The organism is Acinetobacter faecalis (genome assembly GCF_034187745.1).
GTDB classification, from domain to species: domain Bacteria; phylum Pseudomonadota; class Gammaproteobacteria; order Pseudomonadales; family Moraxellaceae; genus Acinetobacter; species Acinetobacter faecalis.
In genome coordinates, this window is record NZ_JAXHPF010000002.1 from 104,812 (window position 1) to 129,586 (window position 24,775).

Sequence of the window (24,775 nt, forward strand, 5' to 3'; positions counted from 1 at the left end):
GAAGAGGTCTGATTATCGCGGGGTATAGAGGCTAAGGCGCATACACCCGATTATCTTTCTCTTTATGCTTGACCACTTCAATGCATAATGAGCCTATTAAAGAATACTTAATTTTAAAATTAAGTACGGAATCCTAAGTAAAACTTCGGACTTTTACAAAATAAGAGATAAAAAATTACGACTTATTTTGCGAATCTTTTAGCCATTTTTTCTGCTGCTTTGTCAGTTCTACTTGTTCAACCAACTCTGGACGGCGTTCAAGTGTACGCTGATATCGCTGCAAAAACCGCCATTTTTCAATATTTGCATGATGCCCAGATTTTAACACCTCAGGCACATCCAAACCTTCAAAATGATCTGGCTTAGTATATTGTGGGCAGTCTAGAAGACCATCCACAAATGAGTCTTGAACGTGTGATTGTTCATCAGACATCGCATTCGGAAGTCTCCGAATAATACTATCTAATAAAACCATCGCAGGTAATTCACCGCCAGATAATACGTAATCTCCAATTGACCATTCCTGATCAACATATTGCTGGATCAAACGCTCATCGACACCTTCATAACGTCCACACAGTACAATTAATCCGTCATATTCAACAAATTGTTGTACCGCAGGTTCGTTTAAAGTTTTCCCTTGTGGTGACATATACACCACTGGAACCTGAACTGCTCCTGCTTGCGCTGCAAGCTCTTTGGCATGTTTGATTGCTTGAGACAAAGGCTCAGCCATCATTACCATACCTGGACCACCACCAAATGGACGTTCATCCACTCTTTTGTAGTTACCCTCAGCATAATCACGAGGATTAATACAAGTGACTTGTACTATTTCGCGTTTTGCTGCACGCCCGCTAATTCCGTAGGCTGTAATCGCTTCAAACATTTCAGGAAAAAGCGTAATGACTGCAAAAAACATCGCAGACTCCCTTATTTCCAAAAAATATTAGTAATCTACGCCCCAATTCACGTAAATACGACCAGCTTCAAGATCAACTTGCTGTACCACATCTTTATGCCATGGAATCATGCGCTCTTCAGCATCAACGCTATCTGGTGTTGCGTGAACCACCATCACATCGTTGGCACCTGTCTCAAACATTTCATGGATTTTACCAAGATTTACTTCTTGTTCGTCATCGCCAAGCCCTAACACTGTTAGACCTTTTAAATCAGACCAGTAAAACTCGTCCATTCCTGCTTTTGGAAGTTGCGCTTTTGAAATCCAAACATTGGTACCTACTAAGCCATCAGCAGCGGTGCGATCAATCACACCCTTTAAACTAACAACTAAGCCTTTACCATGTGGCTTCCAGCGTTTTACATCTACTGTATGCCAACCTTCCTTAGTCTCAATGTACCAAGGAAGATAGTCAAAGATGTTGCTCATAGGTTCGGTATTGGAATAAACCCAGAGCCACCCATTTAATCCATATGCTGAACGTAGCTGTCCAATCTGAATACGATCTTCTGGAACATTCTGTGTTGGTGTCATGGGCTATCTACTACTTAATTCAGAATTATGCAGCAGCTGCAGCTTTTTTAGCTTGAGCAGCTAAAGAAGCAACACGGTCAGACGGTTGAGCGCCTTGAGAAACCCAATGAGCAAAACGGTCAGCATCTAAACGAAGTTTTTCTGCTTTACCTTGAGCTGTAGGGTTGAAGAAACCAATACGTTCGATGAAACGACCGTCACGTGCATTACGGCTATCAGTCACAATGATTTGATAGAACGGACGTTTTTTAGCACCACCGCGTGCAAGACGAATAACAACCATGATAGAACCTTATAGTTTTTACGGATTATCCGTGCATCGACCATCGATACATTTCAAACCCCTTTCATAGAGCGCAGTATTTTACTTTAAATTCTAGAAAAGTGAAAGGTTAAATAATGATTTATCCACAGTTTTGAATTTAACTTATTTACCATCCCAGTCCGACACGTTCGATAAATTACAGTTAGTAGCTCCTTTAGCCCAAAACTTTTGATTTAGCTCATTTATACAAAGAACTCCGTCACCTTGTTGTGGTGTTCCATTTATAGGTCGAGCAATCAGAGTCCATCGGCTTAATGTGGGAGCCCCATCAAATACAACATTATAAAAGGCTGTCCCATTTTTTGGAATTGTACCCGCTCCATAGAGCTGATTAATAGTTGCACCTAAATATGTACCATTAGTAGATTTATATGCCTGCATCCTTTGAACAATATAAAGCATTTCTGCTTTAGCATCGTTTCTTTGAACTTTTACTTTGTTATTTTGATAAGCTGGGTATGCAATTGCGGAAATAATGCTAATAATTACAAGAACAATAAGCAACTCAATTAAGGTTAAACCCTTTACATTACCAATTTTCACCTTTTGCTCCACATGGTTGAGTTGAATCTAAAGTTGTCGTCTTTAATGTATCAGCTGCTTTCAATGCTAATTTTGTTTTACATTGAATTCCTGTACTTGACATTAAAAAACTATCATTTTGTTGTTGCAAGGAATTACATGTAGTACACGTACCGCCATTATTTAGTTTTGAATTAGCTACCGCCAATATCACCCAACGTTTTCCTGTTGCAGCTGCATCCGTCAACCTTAAAGCCGGATTATTTCCATCACGAATATGCAAGGTATATGTAATTGCACTACCTGTAGCATTTAGCGGCACTGTTAATGTCTGATTCGCATTAGAAAATGAAGTAGATGTAACTCTTTCATTATTTTGATATAAAAAATTTGCATTAAAATTTTTATAACTAAAGTTCTTTGACTTATGTCTCTCTAATTGATCTGCTATTTTTTGCATTTCCTGTAAAGCATTTGCAGCTGTAGCATGACGTATGTACTCATTATACATAGGTAGTGCTATGGCGGATAAAACCGCCACAACAACTAGAACAATCATTAGCTCAATTAATGTAAAACCTTTCGATCGCATGCTTTATCCACCATTACCTGTGCGTGAATATTTTTCATACCATTGATTAGGAATAAACTTAATTGGCCCCCCTGCTGGAATAAATCCACCACCACAACTAGAGCCCGTACAGATTTGACCACCATTACCACCTGCATTCGTTGGGTCTGGTACAACCAACTCACGGGTGCCTGATGAACGACCAGGACCAACATTTAGCTTCACATCACCAGGACCTAAATTATAAGTATATTCGGCTCCATCTGTACAAATACCTTGAGGTAAACATAACCGTGTTGCAAATGTATGCCCTTTCACACCAGCACCACAGCTAGTGGTTGTACCATTATCAGCAGGATCAAACTGACTTACATACAGATTGTTTTCCATTGCTATTAATGGTTTTAATGCTTTAATGATACCTGCACCCGCACCATTAATACCTACAACACTCCCATCCATGTTCTTTTTAAATAAATAATACCAACCACCCCATTCAGCAGTAGAAGCCCCAGTTGTTGCATTATTCATGTATTTTAGCGTTCCTACTGTAGGAGTAGCATTACTAACCGCTAATGTTTTACCAGACTTTAATGGATTTATTGCTGTGTAATAAGGGAATTTTCCATTATTATTACTATATATATCATGCTCATAGATAGCATAAACACCATTATACTCAAGATTATCGGTATTCTTCTTTGTCGGCGAATCAACAGTACCTAATAAAGGAGAGCTCTTATCACCCGATGCAAATACTGCCATGACGATATTTGCACCATTTGGCTTTCCAGCACTGCTATGAGCAGTAAAAGTTGGCGGTAAATAAAACCGAGGGCTCAAACCCTCTGTTCCTATTGTTTTATTTACATTCAAAATACGTGTAACTTGTGAAGAAAAATCAGAGTTTGTTGGTTTTGCATCATTTGCAAAATCCACTCGAAAGGCTTGACCCGCTAAATCCCCAAAATATAAGTGATCTACAATACCATCATTATTACGGTCTACTGTTTGAATTGAACTTACAACACTATATTTTAAATCTGGTTGTGTTAAATACTTAACTTTAGTGTCTCCTGCATTTGTGGCACTTGCTTTCCATAACAAATCACCATTTTCTGCATCAAACATATATACGCCAGAACCTATACCATTAGTTTGCTTATAATTATATTGTTCATATCCCGCATAACCACTTCTCAAACCTTTATCATATAAGCCATCCCCATTCGTGCCACCGGCATCATACCCACCACCAACAAACATGACTAGCTTACGCACACCTTTCCAGTTTACATAACCTAATACAGGCTTAGACCAACTTTGCCCCATTTGTGAAATATCACTGTATGTTTTGGTATCCATAATTTCAGATACAGGATCATACGAATAAATTTTTCCTGTATTTGGTTCGATATGAAATTTTACATTTGGCTTTTCAATATCAGATAAATCCAATGCATAATAACTTCTTCCGCCCATACGCATACCACCATATGCCCATTGGTGCCCAGAAACAGTTTGACTTGTCGTTGAACTTCCATAAATCGGACGCTCTACTTTCCCAACAGTTAATGCCCCATCTTTATCTGTGACATAAACACTATGACTTGTCCACTCTCCATCTATTCCATAGTACAGAGCATTTTTACCACCAGCCAATAGTCCACCTCTATTCATAAAGGTTTCTGATTGGTTTTTAATAATCTCACTAGGTACAAATGCAAACTTTTCTTTACCTGTATTTGCATCTACAACTTGAACTAATCCTTGTGTTGTTCCAAAAAGTACATAATCTTGACGCCCCGTAGTTACAGTTTCCATTTGACCTGTAACTGCATTTTTTTTGACTTCAATTTTTCCACCTTGTGTTAATAACACTGGCTCAGAATGAAGCGGTGCACCTATTTGACGAAGTGTTGAATCTTTTCCAACCAAATCATATCCAACAAGTGCAGCATCATCTACATCAACTCGTTTGATGTCATAACCCAATAATCCCATCAGCTGACGTGAATATTTTGTGTCATTTTTAGTAGGCGATTCTTTTGTATAGTCTGACTTAATCTGATTCAGCTTTAAAACTTTACTACTTACATGATTATCAGCAGTTTGACTTTCAAATTTATAATCCGTTAATAAATATCTATTTGTGACACCATTAGTTTGTCCAAGCCCTAACTGACCAAGTACACCATGTTGTGAAAAAATTGGATCCTTATCTGTATACTGAAGTGCCGTATTACGCCAAATATCTGGTTGATTTTGAAGAACACCATTGTTGATGACCAAATTAGCTACACTAGCCACTCCATTTGCATAAATCCCATTATTAACAACATAGTATTTTTTTAAATTACCCAACCAAATTTGCTGCAAATCGGTTTTATTAACTTTCGGTTCAAATTGAGGGAAATATGCATAACCCTGAATTATAGACGGATTCAAAGCATCTTCTGGGATAACAGATGTTCCCGTACTCATACTCGGGATGTCCATATTCAGATTCTTAACAAAGGTATTAACACTATCTACAATATCCTTAGAGCTATTGCCCGCGGTCCAACCACCACCTCCAAGAATCCCCCACTTTTTAGCATTTTCAACGTCAACACTACCTGTCGTATCATTAAAACTACTACCAAAACCAACAACAGCCGTTTTTATTTGAAGTCCGGTAGGATTTTTATTTGGATCTAAAAGTGCTTCTGCATACTTACCAATACACGCCCAAACTCGACCATTATTTGTAGTCGTCGCAATATTACCAATTGAACCACCAGCACAAGTAAAGTCAGCACCTTTATCAGCTAAGCTAGTTTTCATTAACTGATGAGCAACACCCGTCACACCTGTATTATCGGTATAATCTCCATTAACAACAGGAACACCGTCCGTTAAGAAATAAATACCCTGACCACTACATTCTTTTTTTGCTGGATTTGTAGCCTGATCTTGAATAGAGCTTATCCCCTTAAAACTATCCCCATTTTTTGAATCAGCGACGGAAGGAATAAACCCTGAATATAATCCAGTTCCAACGTAATAATTTCCACTATAATCATCAACAGTATCAGCCGCTCCCTGCTCTATCCCCTGCCCATTGGTTTTAAATCCACTATACCAACCAGTCCATTCTGAACAGATAGATCCATTCCATTTTTTACAAATCAAATAATTACTATTACTACTTCTCTTAAAAAACCACTGTTTGTTTGACTCTGAAATTTTCTGTCCCATTAAATATGCAGCAGCAGTTGCATAAGCATAAGGCGTCGGCGTATTACCCAAATCATCTAAAGTGTTTATATCCTCAAATAAATCATCTCTATGGGTTTTATTTCTTTCTTTCCCAGTTGTGTAATACACACGGCAACTCGAACCAAAATAACAATCATAATAATTCAATCCTGAAAGACCTGGATTTGAAGTCGTTTCCGTCGACCAAGCTTTACAACTTTCAGTTAATGCATGCCTAGCTGAGCATGTACTATAAAAATACGAACCATTTCGGATAATCCTATAATACATCTCTTTTTTATTTGTAATTTTACTGCCTAAATCATCCCCTAATGCTTTAGCCTGAGTATTTATGCGACCATTATTACCCTCAAATACGCCTAAGCCAATAATCACTTTATCATCTAATGGTTCACTCGTTCCTGAACCTAATAATACATCCCGCATTCCTTGCTTCAATCGATTCAAACGTGAACCAAACTGACCAGTATCACCTCCCCCCATACTCCCTGAAATATCCAACATAAAAATTAATGTTGTTGATCCCACACTTTCTTCAGGCACTTTATATATTTCGATATCGCTTGCATACGTTGGGTAACTTGCCAAACAAATGCTTGTTGTAATTATTGCCGACAAAGCTGTGACATTTACTTTTTTCACAGTAGATTCATCCGGGAAATACTTTTTAATTTGAGCTAAATCATTTACTTTTTTCATTTCATGTTCCCCTTAACTACTTTTCACAGCGCGCAATGTATACACCATTTCTTGCGAACTATAAGGAATTCTAAAGTCTGAAAGGCAATCCATTACCGTACTATTGTTTAAACTTCCATCAACAAATGTCGTAAAATTTGAAATACAGGCATTCACTTGTGCATCTGTGGCAGTACTTAGGTTAGGCAATAGCGATGTTGCGTTCACAATAACTGTTGAAATATCTTTACCTTTACCCTCTTTGTCATCACCATCTACCATATGACCAAAATCATTACTCGATGGTGCAACACGAATAGCTACACGCGTCAAAATGGCTTGACGGCCACTTGTAAAATCTGCAGATCGAGTCGCTTGACAAAAACCATTAGCACCTAGCTCTCTATTATTAATTGTAGAACCTTGCCAATACACAATACTGCCTTGTCGAGCACCTTCCCAGTTATTTGCAACATTTCCTCTTATACAAAAAACAAGCTCCTTCCCTTTATTTTCAGCCCGCATTAAATAAGCCAAAATTCCATCACCTATTTGCATATTCGCTAAAATTAAATCGTTCGATGTATCATTTTCTAATTTAAAAAAGACAGCATCAGAACTTTGTTTTAATAAAGCCTGTGCTTGAGTATTCGTTGCAATATTCAAACTTGTGATACTTCCGCGAATTGCCCAAGTACCAATTATAGTAATAAGTAGGAGCATAATTAGAACAATGATTAATGTTGCACCTTTTTGACTAGAGAGACTTTTTGAATAATTCATATTACTTCTCCAAGCCAAAGCCATTTCTTAAGGCAACTGTTTGCGATAAAACATTACGTAAATATAAATTGTTATTTGCATGAGCTATAAGCGGCCCACTTACATTAAATAACTGATAATTCCGTGCAGGATTAAATAAATCTGAACTTCCAACACTATTTGGAGATCTCACTAAAACAGCTATTTTGATAGCCACAATTTGAGGCTTTCTAGCTGGAGCCACAGGATTTAACTGCTGATATCCAGCAATTGTCATATATGCAAACCGATCTAACACACCATCTTGTCCAGCCGCAACAGGTGTAACACTAGTATTTTGAGTATCATCAGCAACGCCTAAAAGCACATGAAAATGATCTACACGAGGAATAACGATGCGACCATTTCCACTTAAATTAAGCGAATTCAAATTATCAGCATTATAATTTGCAGCCACACATGCTAAGGCAAGCGCTTGATTTGGCTCGTTAGGATCGCTATTTTCCTCTGGTGAAACTACAGGTCTTACAAAGTAACGCTGTACAATATAGCTATTTACGGGAATAGCATTACCCTCACAATCAAATCTATTTGCAATTGTATTTCTATACTGAACAACTAACTGATCACTTCCAACATTCGCGATATTTAAGTTTGTAGGACCAATATTTGCTACTGTTAAATAATTATTACCAGCATTCGCACTAGTCATTTGAAATGTTGGGGATGTAGAAATATTGCGTCTATCCAAAACCAACCCACCATGTAGAACTTGGTTATCAACTAAAGCTTCATTAGCATCTAAATTTGCAAGCCTTAAATCATTTAACATATAATCAAGCCCAAAGTAACCGCTATTCAAAAGGTTAGAGCTACCTTGTTGAATCATTGCACTTTTCTGACCTGTATAAAATAACTGAATAGCAGCAGCAGAAATAATCAACCCCAATACTAAAGACACCATTAGTTCAACTATTGTAAAACCTTTTTGATTAAATAATTTCACTTAAAAGGCCTCTAATACGATACATTTAGCATTCGCAACATAACTACCAGCAACCATACAACTAGCAATATTATCATTTGCAATATTTGTATGCCCCCATGCAACATATATGCATGTTCTAGTACTTTCATGGCAATCAGCCATTACAATTTGTTGCCCCTGGTTTTGAGCAATTTGTACTATTTCTCCGGCATCATATCGAGCCAACGTAGCCCCATTACAGGCTGGTCTTGAATTTGAAGTTGGAGTAGCTATTAAACATGTCGTATCAAAGCTCCGAGTATTAATAGCATTGACATAATCCTCTAATGACAATCTATTTATTCTAATTCTTTCAGCTAAGTCTCGAGCTACATTCATTGCTAAAGTCTTATCATTTGCTTCTATCGTTGCATCTACAGCACGTAATTGAAGCGCAGAAAATCCAAGCACGCCTATTGCTAAAACGAATAATGCAACTAGAACTTCAAACATTCCTACGCCTGTCTGATTTTTTTTATACATAACTAACAAGCCCCCGAGTCTCTAATTGCTTCAACAACACCAGTTCTAGATAAAACAACTGTTTTAGATTGCTTTAAACTCGTACTACAAAGTTGAAAATTTAAAGGGATTTCTGTTTCAACACCTGCAACAATATTAATTCTTCGAGCTAGCCCATTTTCATTAAACAATACTGATTGAGTTCCATTAATAAGCTCAATATCTTCATATTTAGGAGACCAATGAAAAACCACCTCAGTATTTGTTCCTATTGTAGGAGTAACCGTAACGACTCTTCTTAACGTCGCTGCTTGCGCTCTAGCATCACCAAATACTTGTGCTATTGCTCGTGCAGAAGCATCTAACCTTTGTTTAGCAACAAGATTAGAGAATGATGGAATTGCCATAGTTGCTATAATCGCAAGAACTCCGATCGTAATCATCAGCTCTATCAAGGTAAACCCCTTCATATCTTGCAAACCCAGATACACTTTATTTTTCATTCCCACTGGAACAACCCCTGCACAAGCACAACTTTTTAAATAACTTTTTTAATTAAATTTGTATTCTCAGAACGCATTAACGTGAATTTTTTGAGCATAGAGTCCACTGTTACGTAAAATAACATTTACTCAACATTTCACACAATAACAAACAGGATGAAAGGCCATTTATCACGATAAAAAGACATTAATCTATAATGCAAAATAAATTGATATCCATCGAATTTCAAAACACATGATATAAGTCACATACATTTATTTTAGACATAATAAAAAAGAGCAAGTGATTTTAACCACTTGCTCTTTTATAATTTTTCAATTTTAAATGAATCTACCAAGCTTCCATACCTTTATTTACAGCGCCACAACCTGTAAAACCGATGTTCGCTTTGGTCTTATTTTTACAACGAATTCCTGTACTTGTGAGTAAAAAACTATAGTTTTTTTCACTTTCACTTAAAGCAATAATTGCCCATTTTTGACCTAAACCACCATCTGAGCTTAATAATTTTTTTCCTATTGATTCACTACTATCATACAAACTAATCGTATATTTTTTTGTACCTTTAAGTGGAAAATTAACAAAGCTCATCGGATTTACTTCATCGTATAAATACTTTGGATCAAAACCATGGTATGAAAAATTTCGACTCTTATATCGCTCTAATTGATCTGCCAATTTAAGCATTTCTTGTTGCACAGCAGACGCATCTAGCTTTCTAATTTCAGATTGATAAGACGGTACTGCAATAGCCGCTATTATCGCAATAACAGCTAAAATCACCATTAATTCTATTAAGGTAAAACCATTTTTTATATTCATAAGCTTCTACCATTATTGAACTTCACGCCAATTGCGGCTCTTAAATACTTTTGTCATTTGATAACTCTGCCCAACATTAGGAATAATCGTTACCAAATTTCTTGAGCCATCGTTATATCCACCGGCATTTACGCGGGAGAATCCATCTGTTGGCTTAGATACAAATGCCACTTTTTTGTTATTTGTAACAGAGGAGCCTAAAGAAGAGTCACCACATACGCCATAAGGTAAGCAGAATTTGGTAATAACACTCGAACCTGTAATCCCCCCAACACAAGCACTTGGTTGCTGCGTTGATGCATGATTTGGATTAAACAATGATACATATAAATCTGAATAAACATCATTATATGCAACAACTGTATATCCATTCAGTGCTTTTACAGTACCTGTATTTAATGGCTCATCTATACCTGTTCTGGTCGATGTTAAAATGTAATACCAACCTCTTTTAGTTTTTGTTCTTAAATCTCCAATATTTGATGCTGAAATTGCACCCCAATCGTAAATATCAGCTTCGGTAAGCGTTACTGATGGTGCGAAACCTGCTGCGTATAAAGATTCAGATGCTATATCTTTATCAAATAAGACATAAACTCGATTATCAAAGCCATTACTTACACTGGTTGGAAAACTTCTATTTCCTGAAGCTATGCTAATTACACCAAATTTAGCACCACTATCTTCATGAATAGATAAAGCAGGCATTTCATAAAAACGTTGTTTCTTTGCAGAAAAATCTGCCACGCGCACTACACGACCAAAGCTGGTTTTAGCTGTTCCCAAATTATTATTCAAATCTACACGGAAAACTTGCCCACCCAAATCACCAAAATACAAATTATCAACCAACCCATCAGCATTACGATCAAACGCCTTAATTTGGCTAACTACGCTGTATTTTAAAGTTGAGTTTTTAACATCTGTAGTAGATGTATTATCCGTGCCATATCGAGCATTCCATAAAAGCTCACCCGTTTTAGCATCAAACATATACACGCCAGCACCTTTGTCACTTGTTGACCGTGCTTGAAGATTTTCATAGACATTATAGTCATAACCCCCACCTACAATCATGACATCACGTAGCGTGCCATTGAAACGTACTTTAGCTAAGGTTGGTTTTGACCAACTTTGTCCCATAGCTTGTAAAGCGGGATTTGCAGATGTGCTCGTAATGCCTGTTGTTGCACTTTTAATTTTTCCATTTGCAGCATCTACATGAAATAAGAATTTAGGCGTTGTCGGATCTTTAACATCAAGTGCATAATAACTATTTCCACCCATGCGCATACCACCATAGATATTAGCTGTTTTGGCTTTAAATTTACGCATATATGTTTTCTTATTTATGTTATTTTGCAACACCTCAAAAGTATTATCTGGTTCTTCAATATACTCATAATCGACTGAAGATACCCATGGACCATCTATACCGTAAAAAGGATGCTTTGTTGCTTTTTGCAAATTACTTATATCGAGTAATGCATCTTTACGCTCAGGATCATTAATAATCTCGTGAGGTAAAAATGAAAATACTTCTCGACCTGTATTTTGATCCACCATGTGTAGCAACCCCTGCATAGTGCCAAACACGATATAATCTTGGCGAGATGCTTTAAGATTATTAAATCTATCCCGAAGTTCTTGTACGACATTTCCATTTTCATCAACTGGAGCTTCTGAAGTCACCAAAATCGGATCTGAATGTAATACCCCGCCCATTTGACGTGTTGTATTCAAGCTTTTTACCTTATCTAGATCCCAGCTCCAACGTGTAGTATTCCACTCAGTATCTAAATAAGATTTATCCATGTGATAACCAAGAGCGGATAACAAGTAAGGCTGATAAATTGATCTTCTAAAACCAACCTTAAATAAATCTACCTCATTAAGATCAAGTACTAATGCAGTATCTATCTTAGTTAAAGCATTATGACTCGTAAGCTTCTTTAATCTCAGGCTCTCAACAATCCTATCTAAAGTTTCAATTTTTGCATCTGTAAACAGCGGACGCGTATTAATTTCACTTACATTACTAACAACTTTATGTGAGCCTGTTTTACCATTTGGAATATTAATTAAACTTGCAACACCACCTAAAATAGCACTCGCACCATCATTATCATTTGAGATATTCCATAAATCCTTACTATTCGTATTTACCAAACCATTTAAAGAGAGCAATTCAATATTTCTTGCATCAACCATTACACCTAAATTGTTTAGACGATATTTTTTCAAATTCCCTAACCATAATTGTTGTGTAGATTGAACACTTCCCCCAGCCCCGCTAATTTTTGGTTGAAATTGCGGTGCAAATACATTTGAAGATGCAAGTGATGATAATGGGTCAACAGGTACGACATAAGTACCAATACTTGCGGTATCAAAATTCACACTCATACTGTTTACGAAATTTGAAAGCGCATCAATAATTGGCTGTGACTCTCCATTACTAGCATCAAAGTAACCACCACGCTCTGGGATAATATTTGCTGGATGTGTATCTGATGCATCAGGATAATGTAATTTACTTGTTGTACCTTTACCTAACTCGCCCCAACTAAAAGCATTTTGAACGTTTAAACCATTTGAATAACCGCGCGAACTTGCAGTAATTTCTTCACTTCCACAATACTTATAGCGCGTATCGCCTGCATAAGTTGTACCAGCAGACTCAATACAAGTTTGTGATAAGTCTTCATTAAAATCAGGACCAAAACCTACTATCGCAGTATAAATACGCTTCCTTGGATCTGTTTCAAAAGCAATATGCTTCGCCATTGCACCTATACATTGCCAAGCACTGCGATCCTCATAAACATCATGCTTACCATTTACATAGGAATTCTTCCCACTTACCCCTGCAACTACGATTTTATTTTGTAAACGAGTCGCATCAGCATATCCCATTTCCTTAACTTCAGATTTATCAACACCAGCCCCTCGATGATAGCCATCAACATTTTTTAAATGGTAATAAATCGCAGGAGTTTCTGTAGACTCACAAGAAAATGACATATCATTTAATGCATTTTTATAAATTGGCTCTGCTATAAGCGGTGTAATCGTGGTTGGAGCACCATCGGTGAAAAAGAAAATACCTTGTGCTGAACATTGTTGTTCCTCAGCAGATAATTTTGACATAGGTGCAATATATCTTCCCCCAAACATTCCTGAGACTAAAGGAGACTTAAGACTTGAATCCGTAATACTATCAAACTTCGTGTGTGGCCCTTTATCAACATCAACACCATCATTAATAGATTTGATTTCTAAAGGTCCAGATGTCGCTGTTCCCCTTAGGTAAGAAACCGCCTCACCATATAGTAAGCTTGTAGGTGTACTCGCATTTGCTGAGACTTTATTAATTTCTTCGATTAATAATTCTCTTTGGGTTTTCGATGATGTAATTGAGACCCTTTCATTCAAGGCTCGTGCAGCAACTAATATTCTCCCGTGTCTAGGCCCATTACCAAATACAGATAAACCAACAATGGTATTATCTGGTAATGGTGTAGTTGTATAGTTTCCATTAGCATCTTTAACTCCCTGCAATACATCTCTCAAAGAGTCTTTTAAAATGGCCAATCTAGACTTATTTTTACCTAAATCTGTCAACCCCATACTATAAGAGTTATCCAGTGCAAGCATTACAATCGTATGGCCTTTCACTGTTGGGTTTTTATAAATTTCAATATCGCTAGCATATGAAATTGATGTTGAAAAAATACCTGTCAAACTCGCTGAAATCAAACAAGCAAGTAGCTTTTTGGTGTTTTGTTTTATGTTATTTTTATACATTTTTATTCTCCCCAAATCTAGATTTTAGCTCGCAACACCCATATAAGTATCTAAAATGAAATCTTGCATCTGCGTATTAAACGGAACATTTTCTTTGGTTAAACATGCATCTATTGTTTCTGCACTACCTGACAATGGTTTTTCACTTGGTCGCTTTAAACATGCTGTTATTTTGACTGCTGTAGCTGTACTTAAATTGGGCAAAATTGATGTCACATAAACACGCACACGTTTAGTTTGCTCTGCATCCAATTTACCTAAACTAGATAAATCACTTCCTAAGTTCACACTTTGCAATGGTTTTGATTCAATATTAGAGGGTGGATTAACCACAATCGTAACTTGTGTAATTTGTGCTTTACGACTACTTGCATAATCTGCCTGTTTCGCTAAGTCACAAAACCCAGATACACCACTTACAGTAATATCAGTACTGTTCTCATTCCAGTTCAATAAACTTGTTGTACCAACAGAAAATGCCGTATCTTGCTTTAATTGACTTCTAAAACAGAAAACGACTTCATTTCCTGAGTTTTTAAGTGCATATCCCAATAAAGATGTCGGATTCCCACTTGTACTAGCAAAGTTTGTATTTCCAATTCTGTATAACACGGCATCAGATGATTGCATTAACAGTTGTTGTGCTTGGCTATTTGTCGCTACATTTAAACTCAACATACTTTGTCGTATCGCAAATGTACCAACAATCGTAATTACCATAAGTAGCAATAGAACAATCACTAAGGTAGATCCTGTTTGCTTTCTCATTACATCACCGCCTTCGCTTCTGTGTACATTCCATTTCTTAAAGCAATGGTTTGAGACACAACTCTGCGTAGATATTTTGTTGTATTTGCATGTGGTTTTAAGTAAATATTTTGGTCTAAAACACCATAAACCTTATCATCTGAAATCAAACTAGAAACATTCGCCGTATCATTTGAACGTACAAGCATTCCAACTTGTATTGAAGATATTCTTGGTCTTGGATAAGTCTGCAACGCAAGATAGTCTGATACACTGATATATCTAAAACTATTATTAAGGTCGTTGTTCGAAACGCCCAATAAAAAACGCAAGTAATCTACGCGACGAATTAAAATTTCACCGTCAGTTTTTCCAAATTCCAATGTAGAGGTCGATGGATTTTTTAGAATTTTTATACTTGCATCGGTATACCAACCAGCTTCACACGCTAAGGCTAATGCTTGATTTGCTTCGGCATTCGAAACATTCGTGTCTAATCTTAAGAAATAACGTTGTACGATATATCGCCCAGATGTATAGCTATTTCCTTCGCAATCCGTTCCATTTTGATCTGCATAATATTGGATAACCAATTGATCCGACTTTAATTCCGCTTTGGCTTCATCAAGCACATTACTTAATTGTGTTTTACTCGAACTCAAAGGAACCGCAGTCGCAAGACTATTTGGATAATTTATTGGGATATTGGAGGGATTAAATATAGTAGTTGGAACAACGGCAGGTGCATTTCTAGATGTTAAAAGAATGCCACTATTCAACAACCGATCATTAATTAAACCTACATTTTCATAATTTGCACGACGAATATCGCTCGTAATATAACGTAAACCAAAATTTCCACTTTCTTGTATTTCTGCCATACCCTTTTGAGTATTTATAGAAATTTGCCCCGTGATAAATAATTGAATAGCCGCTGCTGTAATAAGCAAACCAAGCACAATCGCAATCATTAACTCTATAAGAGTAAAGCCAAGTTGATTATTATTTTTCATTAATATAGCTCCATGACAATGCATTTAGCTTCAGGTAAATAAGTACCTCCCGAAGTACAAGCTTGTTTATCTGTCGCATGATTTATAGGCTTTGTTTCACCCCAAGCAATGTAAATACAAATACGGTCTACAGCACCTACAACTTGACAATTCGGTAAAGAAATTTGCATTGCTGTGCTTTGAGCACGACTTACGATTTGAGCTGTATCGTATTTCGCCATGTCGGTACCCGTACAAACGGTATTACCCAAACACTTTTTTAATCCAGATGTTGTTATATTGATTTGTGTTGTTTTATTTAGCTCATCTACATATGTCGCCAAACTATTTCTATTTACACGAATACGTTCAGCAACATCTCGCGCGATATTCATCGCCTCAATTTTTGACATTGCTTCATCGGTCGCATCTACCGCTTTAAGTTGTAAAGCCGTAAATCCCATAACACCAATAGCAAGTAGAAGTAATGCAATCAAAACTTCAATCATGCCTACACCTTTTTGATTTCTTATTTTTATCATTAGCATGTCCCATCCGCTTTATAAAAAATGGAACCACTTTTCGTCAAAATTAAATTTTTAGTTATTCCTATTTTTGAATTGCATAATTTAAATTCGATATCGGCTGTTACAGCACTTAAAGCACCATCTTTTTTAAATGTTAAACTTGATAAAGTTGCCGGTGAAATTAGTTTATTTTGTGGATTGATACTCCAATAGTACTGAGTATCTGTATTAGCACCGGTCGCAAAATTAATTTGAATTTCTTTTCTTAAAAAAACAGCCTGACTGCGCCCCTGAGTCAGAACATTCGCTAAACTACGAATATCAGAATTGAGATTTTGTTTCGCCAACATTTTGCTAAAAGACGGTATTGCGAGCACAGCTACTATTGCAAATACTAAACTTGCAATAATAAGTTCTATAAAAGTAAAACCCTTTCTTATTGTTCTCATGACCACCACCATGGCAGTTAACTTTATTATTGTTTTAAACTAAACCCCTTGTGAACAAAAAACATACTAATATTTGATAAATGGTATAAAAAAACAGATGACCAACACACAGTGACCACCTGTTTTTGAGACTTAATTCATGTAAAAATCAAGAAATTTATGCTTGTACCACCTGAATACGAAGTTCTTTTGGCAAGCTAAAAGTAATATTTTCTTCACGACCTGCAAGCTCTTCAGGCGCCTGTGCACCCCAATCTTGCAAACGTTGAATCACTTGTTTAATTAAAATCTCTGGAGCGGATGCACCCGCCGTTACACCAATTTTAGAATTTTCTGTAAACCACGATTTATCTAACTGTTCTGCATTATCGACCAAATATGCTTTTTTTCCCATTCTTTCAGCAAGCTCACGTAAACGATTTGAGTTTGATGAGTTTGGTGAACCAACAACAAGTACAACATCACACTGTGTTGCTAAATCACGTACAGCATCTTGACGGTTTTGCGTTGCATAGCAAATATCGTCTTTGCGTGGACCTTGAATTTCTGGAAATTTCTGACGTAAAGCATCAATTACTTTCGCAGTATCATCAATTGAAAGCGTAGTTTGCGTTACAAATGCAACTTTATTTGGATGATTAACTATTAATTTCTCAACATCTTCTTCATCTTCTACTAAATAAATTTCACCACCATTTTTTTTGTCATATTGCCCCATCGTACCTTCTACTTCTGGATGACCTTCATGACCAATTAAAATAGCTTCGACACCTTCGCGTGCATACTTAGTCACTTCAATATGAACTTTGGTCACCAATGGGCAAGTTGCATCAAATACTTTTAAGCCACGACGTGCTGCTTCTTGTTGAACCGCTTTGGATACGCCGTGTGCACTAAAAATAACAATATTGTCATCTGGAACTTCATCTAGCTCATCAACAAATATTGCGCCACGCTGACGTAAGTCATCTACAACAAATTTATTGTGTACGACTTCATGACGCACATAAATAGGAGGATTAAAACACTCAAGAGCGCGATTTACGATCGCAATTGCACGGTCTACACCTGCACAAAAACCACGTGGATTAGCCAATACAATTTCCATAGAACCCTCGATGTTCAAGTCAATTTGCAGAAGAATTGAAAAATAATACAAACAAAACGACGCTTAGCTATTTTGTTTAAGCATGCTCTACTCTAAAATAGAGAAGATATTTTATCATATCAGGAAAAATATCATGTCGGGTCTCTTGTTTGTCGTTTCTGCTGCTTCAGGAACAGGCAAAACATCTTTAGTTAAAGCCCTACTTGAGCGTGTTAACAACCTACACGTTTCTGTTTCTCATACGACACGTGGACAACGCCCTGGCGAGTTAGACGGCGTTCATTATCATTTTACGCAAAAAGAAACATTCCTTGAGCTTGTTAAGCAAGATGGCTTTGTAGAATATGCAGAAGTTTTTGGCAATTACTACGGAACAGCACAAGCAACCGTAAAAGAACAACTTTCAAAAGGTCATGACGTTTTACTTGAAATTGATTGGCAAGGTGCTGAACAAGTTCGTAAACTTTTTCCTGAATCTAAACAAATTTTCATTTTGCCACCTAGCCAGTTTGATTTACGTCAACGTTTATCTAACCGTGGCACAGACTCTGTTGAAGTAATTGAACATCGTTTAGGTTGTGCCGTTGAAGACATGCAACAATATTCAAACTTCGATTATGTCATTATTAATGATGACTTCAATAAGGCTTTACATGATTTAGAAGCAGTTATTATTGCAAATCGTTTAACACTTTCTCAACAAGCAAACAGACATCAAGAACTTATTATGAAATTAATTACTCCAGCAATGAAGTGATTAAAACTTGAGTCTAAGAGCAAAGAGCCTTATACTGTTCAGTCTGTTAAAATTTATTAATTCAAACGAGAATTCTTATGGCACGCGTAACCGTTGAAGATTGTTTAGACCATGTAGACAACCGCTTTGAGCTTGTACTAGTGGCAAGCAAACGCGCGCGTCAATTGGCACGTCAAGGCATTGAACCTACTGTTGAGTGGGACAATGATAAACCGACTGTTGTCGCTTTACGTGAAATTGCTGAAGGTCATGTGTCTAAAGACATCTTGAAACAACGCGACCAAGACTATCAAACATCTAGTCTTGACCTTGCACTTTCTGCAAACAATTTAAATTTAGATGGTTTTTCTTTTCAATAAGAATTAACCCTCAAAAAAGCCTAGTTTAAAACTAGGCTTTTTTTATTTTAGAACTTTAATATTTTTTAAATAACAGTTATAAATAAGAGATAAAGATTTTTCTTTGAATTGATACTACTAACTCCCAAAATGAAAAAATAATTGACATACTTCTCAATATGCTTTTCATTAGTAGTTTCTATCTCCTATTACATTGCAACTTTAGAGAAAAGGTGGTTTATGCCGGGTGCAGAAGTCAGCCAAGCCAGACAACAACTTAAAGTAATTATCGATGCTTATTTAAGTGAAAGCGATGTCGATAGAGTGCTTGCGGCTTGTGATTACGCAGACATTGCACATGATGGTGTAACACGTAAAAGTGGTGAACCTTATATCCTGCATCCTATTGCAGTCAGTTGTATTCTGGCTCATATGCGATTAGATGCTGAAACACTTATGTCTGCACTATTGCATGACGTTATTGAAGATACAGAATTTAGTAAAGAAGATATTACCGAAAAATTTGGAAAAACCGTTGCAGAGCTTGTAGATGGCGTGACCAAACTTAGCCACTCAAGCGATAAAGAATATAATAAAGCAGCATCCTTCCGAAAAATTCTACAAGCCACCCTACAAGACCCTCGCGTTATTATTATTAAGCTTGCAGACCGTTATCATAACATGACGACCCTTGAAGCATTACGCCCAGATAAACGCGCACGTATTGCCCAAGAAACCATCGATATTTTTGTACCAATGGCACGTATAGTTGGTATGAATGAAATGGCAGATAACCTAGAGCATCTATGTTATCAAAATCTAGATTTAGATATGTTCGATAACATTCAAGAAGCACTACTGCAAACAAAGCCAAAACGCTGTGAATACCAATCTATTTGGGAAAAAAATCTAAACGACCTATTAAAGAACCATAATATTGAAGGTCGAATTAAAAAGAAAAATAACAATATTGAGCTACTCAGACACTTCGTTAAAAATGATATCAACCTACAAGAACTCACGCACAGCCATGCCTTTGAAATTATTTTACAAAGCATTGCAGACTGTGACCGTCTTGCAGACATTTTAAGAGAAAACTTTAAAGTCCTTCATTACGTAGATCATATTCGTCGCCCACTTCCTGGCGGTAACCAATCGTTAATGATGCGATTAAAAGGCGAAAATACGACCTTATCTCTTACAATCCAAACTGAACTGATGCGTAAAGCAGCACGTTTTGGCGTAGTACTTGGTGAAAATGCACCTCAAGCTTGTCGTTCTGCAATTCAAGCATCTATGCAAAACTTAAACTTCCTTGTAGATGGAAGTTGTGCCAAAACAACATTTAATGATTTCTTAGATTATTTACACCAAGAAAAAATTTGGGTGTACACCCCTCATGGTCATTTACATGAACTGCCACAAGGTGCAACTGCTGTAGACTTTGCTTACTCAGCAAGCTTATTTTTGGGTAACCATGCAGTTGGATCAAAAATTAATGGTGAAACAAAGCCTTTATCTACACCGCTACTCAATGGTCAAGTCATTGAAATTATTACCGATGTGTTGGCAACACCTAATCCAGATTGGTTGAGTTTTATTAATACACAAAAAGCACGCCGTGCTTTACAAAATATTTTGCGTGAACAAGATCTTGATGAACAACGTCTTGTTGGCGAACAAGCTTTAAATCGTGCTTTAAAACTGTTTAATCGCTCTATTAAAGACCTAACAGATAACGACTGGAATGATTTATTAACTTGGCGTCATGCAGAGTCTAAAGAGCATTTATACGAACAAATTGCAGTGGGTGATTTATTACCTCAATTGGTCGCAAACCATTTATTTGTTCAAGACCAAATAATTGAAGAACACACATCAAATCGCTTAATTCAAGGTACAGAAGGTGTAGATGTTAAATATGCACATTGCTGCAACCCTGTTTTAGATGACCCGATTATGGGACATTTGTCTCGTCGTGGATTAATTGTTCACCGTATTCGTTGCCATAATTTATTACATGAACAGCAATTGCATCCTGAAAATATCATGCCACTTCATTGGACATCTGAAGATGTAGATGATGTGAGTTTCAATGCTTATTTATCTATTGATATGGACATGAATGATGAGCAAATCTCTGAACTCATTTATCAATGTCGTAAAGCTAAAGTAGGTGTAGAAATGGTTCGTGCTTACGAAGCAAAAACCTATGTCAATGTTGTGGTAAACGACCGAAATCAAATTGCTAAAATTATCCGTGATTTACGTATGCACTTTGGTTTCCCACGTATTACTCGTTTATCTTTACCTATCAATATGCCTGAATCATCAATTGCGAGCTAGAATTTAGCAAGAAAGGCTTCTATGAAGCCTTTCTATAGCTTATGATGAATTGAAAATGACCAAAGGAGAAATAGATGTCCCGCCAAGTGATTCATACTGAAAATGCACCTGCTGCTATCGGTACTTATTCTCAAGCTATTTTAGTAGGTAATACCCTATATCTTTCTGGTCAAATTGGTTTAGACCCATATAGCATGGAACTTGTTGAAGGTATTGAAGCACAAATTCGACGTGTATTTGATAACGTGAAAGCAGTATGTGAAGCTGCAGGTGGCTCTTTGGCAGATATCGCTAAATTAAATATCTTCTTAACAGATTTATCTCATTTCCAACTTGTAAACCAAATTATGGGCGAATATTTTGCTCAACCTTATCCTGCTCGTGCAGCATTAGGGGTTGCAAGCCTACCCAAAGGTGCTCTAGTTGAAATGGATGGTATTGTAGTTATTAATCAATAACTTAAAATCTAATTATAAATGCCACTTGCGCTAAAATTTGAGCAACACTCAAATTTTCGCTCAGGTGGCATTTTTTTATTCAAAAACTCAATAACAATAAAAGGCAAATTAAATGATTTTTATTGACAAACGATAATAATTATCAATAATATCACTTATCTTATTTATTCTTTTATGGTTGTATCAATGTACGTATGTTTGTGCCGTGGTATTACAGATCAAGACATTAAAGATGCTATTGCAAATGGCGCAGATAGCTACAGAGACGTACGTGACTTATTAGACCTTGGCACATGCTGCGGTCGTTGTGCACCAGAAGCTCGTTCGATTATTAGCGATGAAATTTCAATGATTGCTTCTCGCTTAGCAGTTGCAGCCTAACTCAATTTTCAAATAAGCATAATTATAAAACCAATGATCTAAAGATCATTATTCCTCCCCCGCTTCTGACTCTAGCGGGTTTTTATTGCCTTGCGTTTTTAAAATTCTAAATCTGTACTTTTGATTTTGATTGCGATTTTCATTTGCTGTTCTATAAATCTCTCGCCAATAGTGCTTCTGTTGGTTAATATAATTAAAAATGCCGCTTGATGACCAAGCATTGAATAATGGATGGAGTAGTTTAATGAAAGGCAATCGTGATGTGATTAACCAGCTAAATCAGGTGCTTTATCATCATTTAACGGCAATTAACCAATATTTCTTACATTCACGTATGTTTAATGATTGGGGAATTGAAAAATTAGGTTCTGCAGAATACAAAGAATCTATTCGCCAAATGAAACATGCAGATAAAATTATTGAACGTGTTTTATTCTTGGAAGGTTTACCAAATTTACAGCACCTAGGTAAGCTGTATATTGGTCAACATACCGTTGAAGTTCTAAACTGTGATGTTCGTAAAGTTAAAGAAAACATAGAAGCTCTTCAGAAAGCTGTCATTTTAGCTGAACAAGAACTTGATTATGTTACGCGTGACATTGTTCAAGAGATTCTTGAAAAAGAAGAAGAATACCTTGATTGGACAACGACTCAATTAGATTTAGTAGAAACCGTTGGCACTGAAAATTATATTCAAAGTCAGCTTTAAAATATTTATGTCATAAAAAAGCCAGCTAAATGCTGGCTTTTTTATTTTCTTAGATTCGTATTTAAAATTCAGGCTTTAAAATATTTTCATAAGGAATATCTGCCTTACGAATAATTTTAATCATTTTTAACTGATGTTTAGCTTCTGCTTCATAGCCATTAAATGCAAGTAATCTTGCAAATTTCACCATGTTATAGCTTGTTGGATAAAGTAAAACGATGTGTGAAATATCTTCAATTTGCTGAGGCGACACATGGCTATAAGGATCCATCTTCACCCATTCAATTCTATGTTTAAACTCTGTAAGCAAAAGCACAGGTTGATAATTGGTTATTTTTTCAGGTGTTTTCTCATATTTCATTGCCTGACTTAATCGAGTTGAAGCAACATCATAATCTCGATAGATAACAGCCAATAAAATAATACCTACAGCAAAACTTAATTTCATAAAAACTGGCGATACAACGATATCTGTTTTTAAAATACGTTGTGCTTGGACTACACCAATAATAAAACCAACAGGAAGTAAGAAATATGCATAATTTTGCGGGAATTCTAGCATCGCATGAACAATGAAGACTCCAACCATTAAAATACCAATAATTGATTCTGTAGATTTCACATGCTTTTGAAGTTGGTATCCCCAATAGCTGAAATAGACTAAAAATGGTACGCCAATAATTGCGCCATTCCAAAGAATAAAGTCGAGTATGAAATTATGCGCGCTACGCACCCATACAGGCCCTTGGAAGTATTCGCTAATGGTTGTGTATGCAGTACTTGATTGGAACCAACCATAGCCAAACCAAGGCTGATATTCGACAGCATGTAGCATCTGCTTCCAAATTGCTAAACGCGACATATCGCCTGTTGCACGACGTGCAATATCTACAGACTTAATTTGTGCATCTGAAAATTGACTCAGATATGCACCCAGAACAGGAAATAAGAAGATAAGCCCTACAAATACAGCTAACCAAGCAGTTAAGGCATACCATTTAATCGTAATTTGACCTTTAAATTGCTGATATCCCAAATAAACAAGAATACATGCACAAGCAACCCAAGACGTTCTAGACTGGCTAAGTGCAAGACTAATAAACATGACAAATGCACAGCTTACCAATACCGATGTTTTTATTTTTTGTTTTTCGAATAAATATAAGCATGCAAGCAAAGCCATGAGCAAAAATGTTGCCATATTATTTGGTTGTGCAAAGTTTGCGTATGGACGTGCATTGACTAAACGTGTAATCCCGGGAATGACTTCATCTAAATTAAGCCATTGGCAAATTGCAATGAGTGCTGTAATAACACCTGAAAGCAAAAATACATAGCTTAACGTGGTAAAAGTTTGCTCTCTATTAAATTTTCCAATACTCAGGTTATAGCCAAAAATAATTGCAAACCAAAGACCTAAAATATAAATAGAGCTCATTAAGGCATTACTAAAGAAAAATACTTTTCCAAAGAAAAATTGCCCAAATGGAATGACAGCCAATACCACCAAGCCTAAACTCAGTTTAGGAATATGAACTTTTTCTTTTATTAATAATGCAGCAAGTGTAACGAGTGCAAAAAATGCATAAAGCTCGCCTGTATAAGTTACCCATGGGTGATAATGGATAGGAATGAGCCAAGCAAGTGAAATAAATACACTTGCCAACAAAACTAAAAGGAAGTTCATATTAAAGGAAATACTAAAATTTTAGATATGATAAAGA

Annotated in this window: 24 protein-coding genes; 6 read left to right on the forward strand and 18 right to left on the reverse strand. The window is 36.5% G+C overall.

Translation table 11 applies throughout. The annotated features are described in order from the left end of the window. Positions 1–175: 175 nt before the first annotated feature. From trmD to ispH, 17 genes are all read right to left on the reverse strand, one after another. Entirely contained in the window at positions 176–922 is a 747-nt protein-coding gene (gene trmD / locus SKM54_RS02420; protein WP_321087577.1) for a tRNA (guanosine(37)-N1)-methyltransferase TrmD, read from the reverse strand. A 27-nt stretch (positions 923–949) separates the two neighbouring features. Next, positions 950–1,498, reverse strand: coding sequence for a ribosome maturation factor RimM (gene rimM, locus SKM54_RS02425; RefSeq protein ID WP_321088923.1), 549 nt, complete (start codon positions 1,496–1,498; stop codon positions 950–952). Between the two features lie 25 nt (positions 1,499–1,523). Beyond that, positions 1,524–1,781: a 30S ribosomal protein S16 gene (rpsP, locus tag SKM54_RS02430; RefSeq protein ID WP_054580916.1), complete on the reverse strand. Its 258-nt coding sequence runs from the start codon at positions 1,779–1,781 to the stop codon at positions 1,524–1,526. A gap of 144 nt (positions 1,782–1,925) precedes the next feature. Then, positions 1,926–2,366 (reverse strand): type IV pilin protein, encoded by a 441-nt coding sequence (locus SKM54_RS02435; RefSeq protein ID WP_311917895.1) that lies wholly within the window; start codon positions 2,364–2,366, stop codon positions 1,926–1,928. Continuing rightward, positions 2,353–2,937 (reverse strand): type IV pilin protein, encoded by a 585-nt coding sequence (locus tag SKM54_RS02440; RefSeq protein WP_311917896.1) that lies wholly within the window; start codon positions 2,935–2,937, stop codon positions 2,353–2,355. Before SKM54_RS02440 ends, SKM54_RS02435 begins: the two co-directional genes overlap by 14 nt. Positions 2,938–2,940: 3 nt before the next feature. Further along, positions 2,941–6,660 carry a pilus assembly protein gene (locus tag SKM54_RS02445; RefSeq protein WP_321093841.1) on the reverse strand — a complete coding sequence of 1,240 codons (3,720 nt, stop codon included), beginning with the start codon at positions 6,658–6,660 and terminating at the stop codon, positions 2,941–2,943. A gap of 228 nt (positions 6,661–6,888) precedes the next feature. After that, positions 6,889–7,638 carry a PilX N-terminal domain-containing pilus assembly protein gene (locus SKM54_RS02450; protein WP_321091287.1) on the reverse strand — a complete coding sequence of 250 codons (750 nt, stop codon included), beginning with the start codon at positions 7,636–7,638 and terminating at the stop codon, positions 6,889–6,891. A gap of 1 nt (position 7,639) precedes the next feature. Then, positions 7,640–8,623, reverse strand: a complete 984-nt coding sequence (locus SKM54_RS02455) for a PilW family protein (protein ID WP_311917899.1) — start codon at positions 8,621–8,623, stop codon at positions 7,640–7,642. Further along, positions 8,624–9,127: a type IV pilus modification protein PilV gene (gene pilV, locus SKM54_RS02460; RefSeq protein WP_311917900.1), complete on the reverse strand. Its 504-nt coding sequence runs from the start codon at positions 9,125–9,127 to the stop codon at positions 8,624–8,626. Between the two features lie 2 nt (positions 9,128–9,129). Continuing rightward, positions 9,130–9,609 (reverse strand): pilus assembly FimT family protein, encoded by a 480-nt coding sequence (locus SKM54_RS02465; protein WP_311917901.1) that lies wholly within the window; start codon positions 9,607–9,609, stop codon positions 9,130–9,132. Between the two features lie 331 nt (positions 9,610–9,940). Continuing rightward, on the reverse strand, positions 9,941–10,432 hold the full coding sequence (locus SKM54_RS02470; RefSeq protein WP_321091288.1) for a type IV pilin protein: 492 nt from the start codon (positions 10,430–10,432) through the stop codon (positions 9,941–9,943). A gap of 12 nt (positions 10,433–10,444) precedes the next feature. Continuing rightward, complete coding sequence (locus SKM54_RS02475) at positions 10,445–14,239, reverse strand: PilC/PilY family type IV pilus protein (protein WP_321093843.1); 3,795 nt, start codon at positions 14,237–14,239, stop codon at positions 10,445–10,447. Between the two features lie 24 nt (positions 14,240–14,263). After that, complete coding sequence (locus SKM54_RS02480; RefSeq protein ID WP_321093848.1) at positions 14,264–15,007, reverse strand: PilX N-terminal domain-containing pilus assembly protein; 744 nt, start codon at positions 15,005–15,007, stop codon at positions 14,264–14,266. After that, positions 15,007–15,999, reverse strand: coding sequence for a PilW family protein (locus tag SKM54_RS02485; protein WP_321088932.1), 993 nt, complete (start codon positions 15,997–15,999; stop codon positions 15,007–15,009). Before SKM54_RS02485 ends, SKM54_RS02480 begins: the two co-directional genes overlap by 1 nt. Beyond that, positions 15,999–16,526, reverse strand: a complete 528-nt coding sequence (gene pilV / locus SKM54_RS02490) for a type IV pilus modification protein PilV (protein WP_321088933.1) — start codon at positions 16,524–16,526, stop codon at positions 15,999–16,001. Before pilV (SKM54_RS02490) ends, SKM54_RS02485 begins: the two co-directional genes overlap by 1 nt. Next, positions 16,520–16,954 carry a pilus assembly FimT family protein gene (locus tag SKM54_RS02495; RefSeq protein ID WP_321093853.1) on the reverse strand — a complete coding sequence of 145 codons (435 nt, stop codon included), beginning with the start codon at positions 16,952–16,954 and terminating at the stop codon, positions 16,520–16,522. The genes pilV (SKM54_RS02490) and SKM54_RS02495 overlap by 7 nt, the downstream gene beginning before the upstream one ends. A 157-nt stretch (positions 16,955–17,111) precedes the next feature. Beyond that, positions 17,112–18,062 carry a 4-hydroxy-3-methylbut-2-enyl diphosphate reductase gene (gene ispH, locus SKM54_RS02500; protein ID WP_321087569.1) on the reverse strand — a complete coding sequence of 317 codons (951 nt, stop codon included), beginning with the start codon at positions 18,060–18,062 and terminating at the stop codon, positions 17,112–17,114. A gap of 133 nt (positions 18,063–18,195) precedes the next feature. Here ispH and gmk point away from each other — a divergent pair, with 133 nt between their 5' ends. The 6 genes from gmk (at position 18,196) to bfr (ending at position 23,051) form a co-directional block, all read left to right on the forward strand. Beyond that, on the forward strand, positions 18,196–18,819 hold the full coding sequence (gmk, locus tag SKM54_RS02505; protein WP_311917909.1) for a guanylate kinase: 624 nt from the start codon (positions 18,196–18,198) through the stop codon (positions 18,817–18,819). 77 nt (positions 18,820–18,896) lie between these two features. After that, a complete protein-coding gene (rpoZ, locus tag SKM54_RS02510; RefSeq protein ID WP_004809957.1) occupies positions 18,897–19,178 on the forward strand; it encodes a DNA-directed RNA polymerase subunit omega in 282 nt (93 codons plus the stop codon). 219 nt (positions 19,179–19,397) lie between these two features. After that, positions 19,398–21,503 (forward strand): RelA/SpoT family protein, encoded by a 2,106-nt coding sequence (locus SKM54_RS02515; protein ID WP_321087568.1) that lies wholly within the window; start codon positions 19,398–19,400, stop codon positions 21,501–21,503. A 74-nt stretch (positions 21,504–21,577) separates the two neighbouring features. Next, positions 21,578–21,961, forward strand: a complete 384-nt coding sequence (locus tag SKM54_RS02520) for a RidA family protein (protein ID WP_154772216.1) — start codon at positions 21,578–21,580, stop codon at positions 21,959–21,961. Positions 21,962–22,147: 186 nt separating this feature from the next. Continuing rightward, the gene (locus SKM54_RS02525; protein ID WP_154772217.1) at positions 22,148–22,342 is read left to right on the forward strand and encodes a bacterioferritin-associated ferredoxin; all 195 of its coding nucleotides are present in this window, start codon (positions 22,148–22,150) and stop codon (positions 22,340–22,342) included. Between the two features lie 244 nt (positions 22,343–22,586). Continuing rightward, positions 22,587–23,051: a heteropolymeric bacterioferritin subunit Bfr gene (bfr, locus tag SKM54_RS02530; RefSeq protein ID WP_321087566.1), complete on the forward strand. Its 465-nt coding sequence runs from the start codon at positions 22,587–22,589 to the stop codon at positions 23,049–23,051. A 61-nt stretch (positions 23,052–23,112) separates the two neighbouring features. Here the strand turns inward: bfr and SKM54_RS02535 are convergent, their stop codons facing one another. After that, positions 23,113–24,738 carry a PglL family O-oligosaccharyltransferase gene (locus SKM54_RS02535; RefSeq protein WP_321093858.1) on the reverse strand — a complete coding sequence of 542 codons (1,626 nt, stop codon included), beginning with the start codon at positions 24,736–24,738 and terminating at the stop codon, positions 23,113–23,115. Positions 24,739–24,775 lie beyond the last annotated feature (37 nt).

What these genes read in the sequence shown, in the direction of transcription:
- trmD (WP_321087577.1), bottom strand. Translation starts at nt 922, where the DNA reads ATGTTTTTTGCAGTCATTACGCTTTTTCCTGAAATGTTTGAAGCGATT.
- rimM (WP_321088923.1), bottom strand. Translation starts at nt 1,498, where the DNA reads ATGACACCAACACAGAATGTTCCAGAAGATCGTATTCAGATTGGACAG.
- rpsP (WP_054580916.1), bottom strand. Translation starts at nt 1,781, where the DNA reads ATGGTTGTTATTCGTCTTGCACGCGGTGGTGCTAAAAAACGTCCGTTC.
- SKM54_RS02440 (WP_311917896.1), bottom strand. Translation starts at nt 2,937, where the DNA reads ATGCGATCGAAAGGTTTTACATTAATTGAGCTAATGATTGTTCTAGTT.
- SKM54_RS02445 (WP_321093841.1), bottom strand. Translation starts at nt 6,660, where the DNA reads ATGGGGGGAGGTGATACTGGTCAGTTTGGTTCACGTTTGAATCGATTG.
- SKM54_RS02450 (WP_321091287.1), bottom strand. Translation starts at nt 7,638, where the DNA reads ATGAATTATTCAAAAAGTCTCTCTAGTCAAAAAGGTGCAACATTAATC.
- pilV (WP_311917900.1), bottom strand. Translation starts at nt 9,127, where the DNA reads ATGTATAAAAAAAATCAGACAGGCGTAGGAATGTTTGAAGTTCTAGTT.
- SKM54_RS02465 (WP_311917901.1), bottom strand. Translation starts at nt 9,609, where the DNA reads ATGAAAAATAAAGTGTATCTGGGTTTGCAAGATATGAAGGGGTTTACC.
- SKM54_RS02470 (WP_321091288.1), bottom strand. Translation starts at nt 10,432, where the DNA reads ATGAATATAAAAAATGGTTTTACCTTAATAGAATTAATGGTGATTTTA.
- SKM54_RS02475 (WP_321093843.1), bottom strand. Translation starts at nt 14,239, where the DNA reads ATGTATAAAAATAACATAAAACAAAACACCAAAAAGCTACTTGCTTGT.
- SKM54_RS02480 (WP_321093848.1), bottom strand. Translation starts at nt 15,007, where the DNA reads ATGAGAAAGCAAACAGGATCTACCTTAGTGATTGTTCTATTGCTACTT.
- SKM54_RS02485 (WP_321088932.1), bottom strand. Translation starts at nt 15,999, where the DNA reads ATGAAAAATAATAATCAACTTGGCTTTACTCTTATAGAGTTAATGATT.
- pilV (WP_321088933.1), bottom strand. Translation starts at nt 16,526, where the DNA reads ATGCTAATGATAAAAATAAGAAATCAAAAAGGTGTAGGCATGATTGAA.
- SKM54_RS02495 (WP_321093853.1), bottom strand. Translation starts at nt 16,954, where the DNA reads ATGAGAACAATAAGAAAGGGTTTTACTTTTATAGAACTTATTATTGCA.
- ispH (WP_321087569.1), bottom strand. Translation starts at nt 18,062, where the DNA reads ATGGAAATTGTATTGGCTAATCCACGTGGTTTTTGTGCAGGTGTAGAC.
- gmk (WP_311917909.1), top strand. Translation starts at nt 18,196, where the DNA reads ATGTCGGGTCTCTTGTTTGTCGTTTCTGCTGCTTCAGGAACAGGCAAA.
- rpoZ (WP_004809957.1), top strand. Translation starts at nt 18,897, where the DNA reads ATGGCACGCGTAACCGTTGAAGATTGTTTAGACCATGTAGACAACCGC.
- SKM54_RS02515 (WP_321087568.1), top strand. Translation starts at nt 19,398, where the DNA reads ATGCCGGGTGCAGAAGTCAGCCAAGCCAGACAACAACTTAAAGTAATT.
- SKM54_RS02520 (WP_154772216.1), top strand. Translation starts at nt 21,578, where the DNA reads ATGTCCCGCCAAGTGATTCATACTGAAAATGCACCTGCTGCTATCGGT.
- SKM54_RS02525 (WP_154772217.1), top strand. Translation starts at nt 22,148, where the DNA reads ATGTACGTATGTTTGTGCCGTGGTATTACAGATCAAGACATTAAAGAT.
- bfr (WP_321087566.1), top strand. Translation starts at nt 22,587, where the DNA reads ATGAAAGGCAATCGTGATGTGATTAACCAGCTAAATCAGGTGCTTTAT.
- SKM54_RS02535 (WP_321093858.1), bottom strand. Translation starts at nt 24,738, where the DNA reads ATGAACTTCCTTTTAGTTTTGTTGGCAAGTGTATTTATTTCACTTGCT.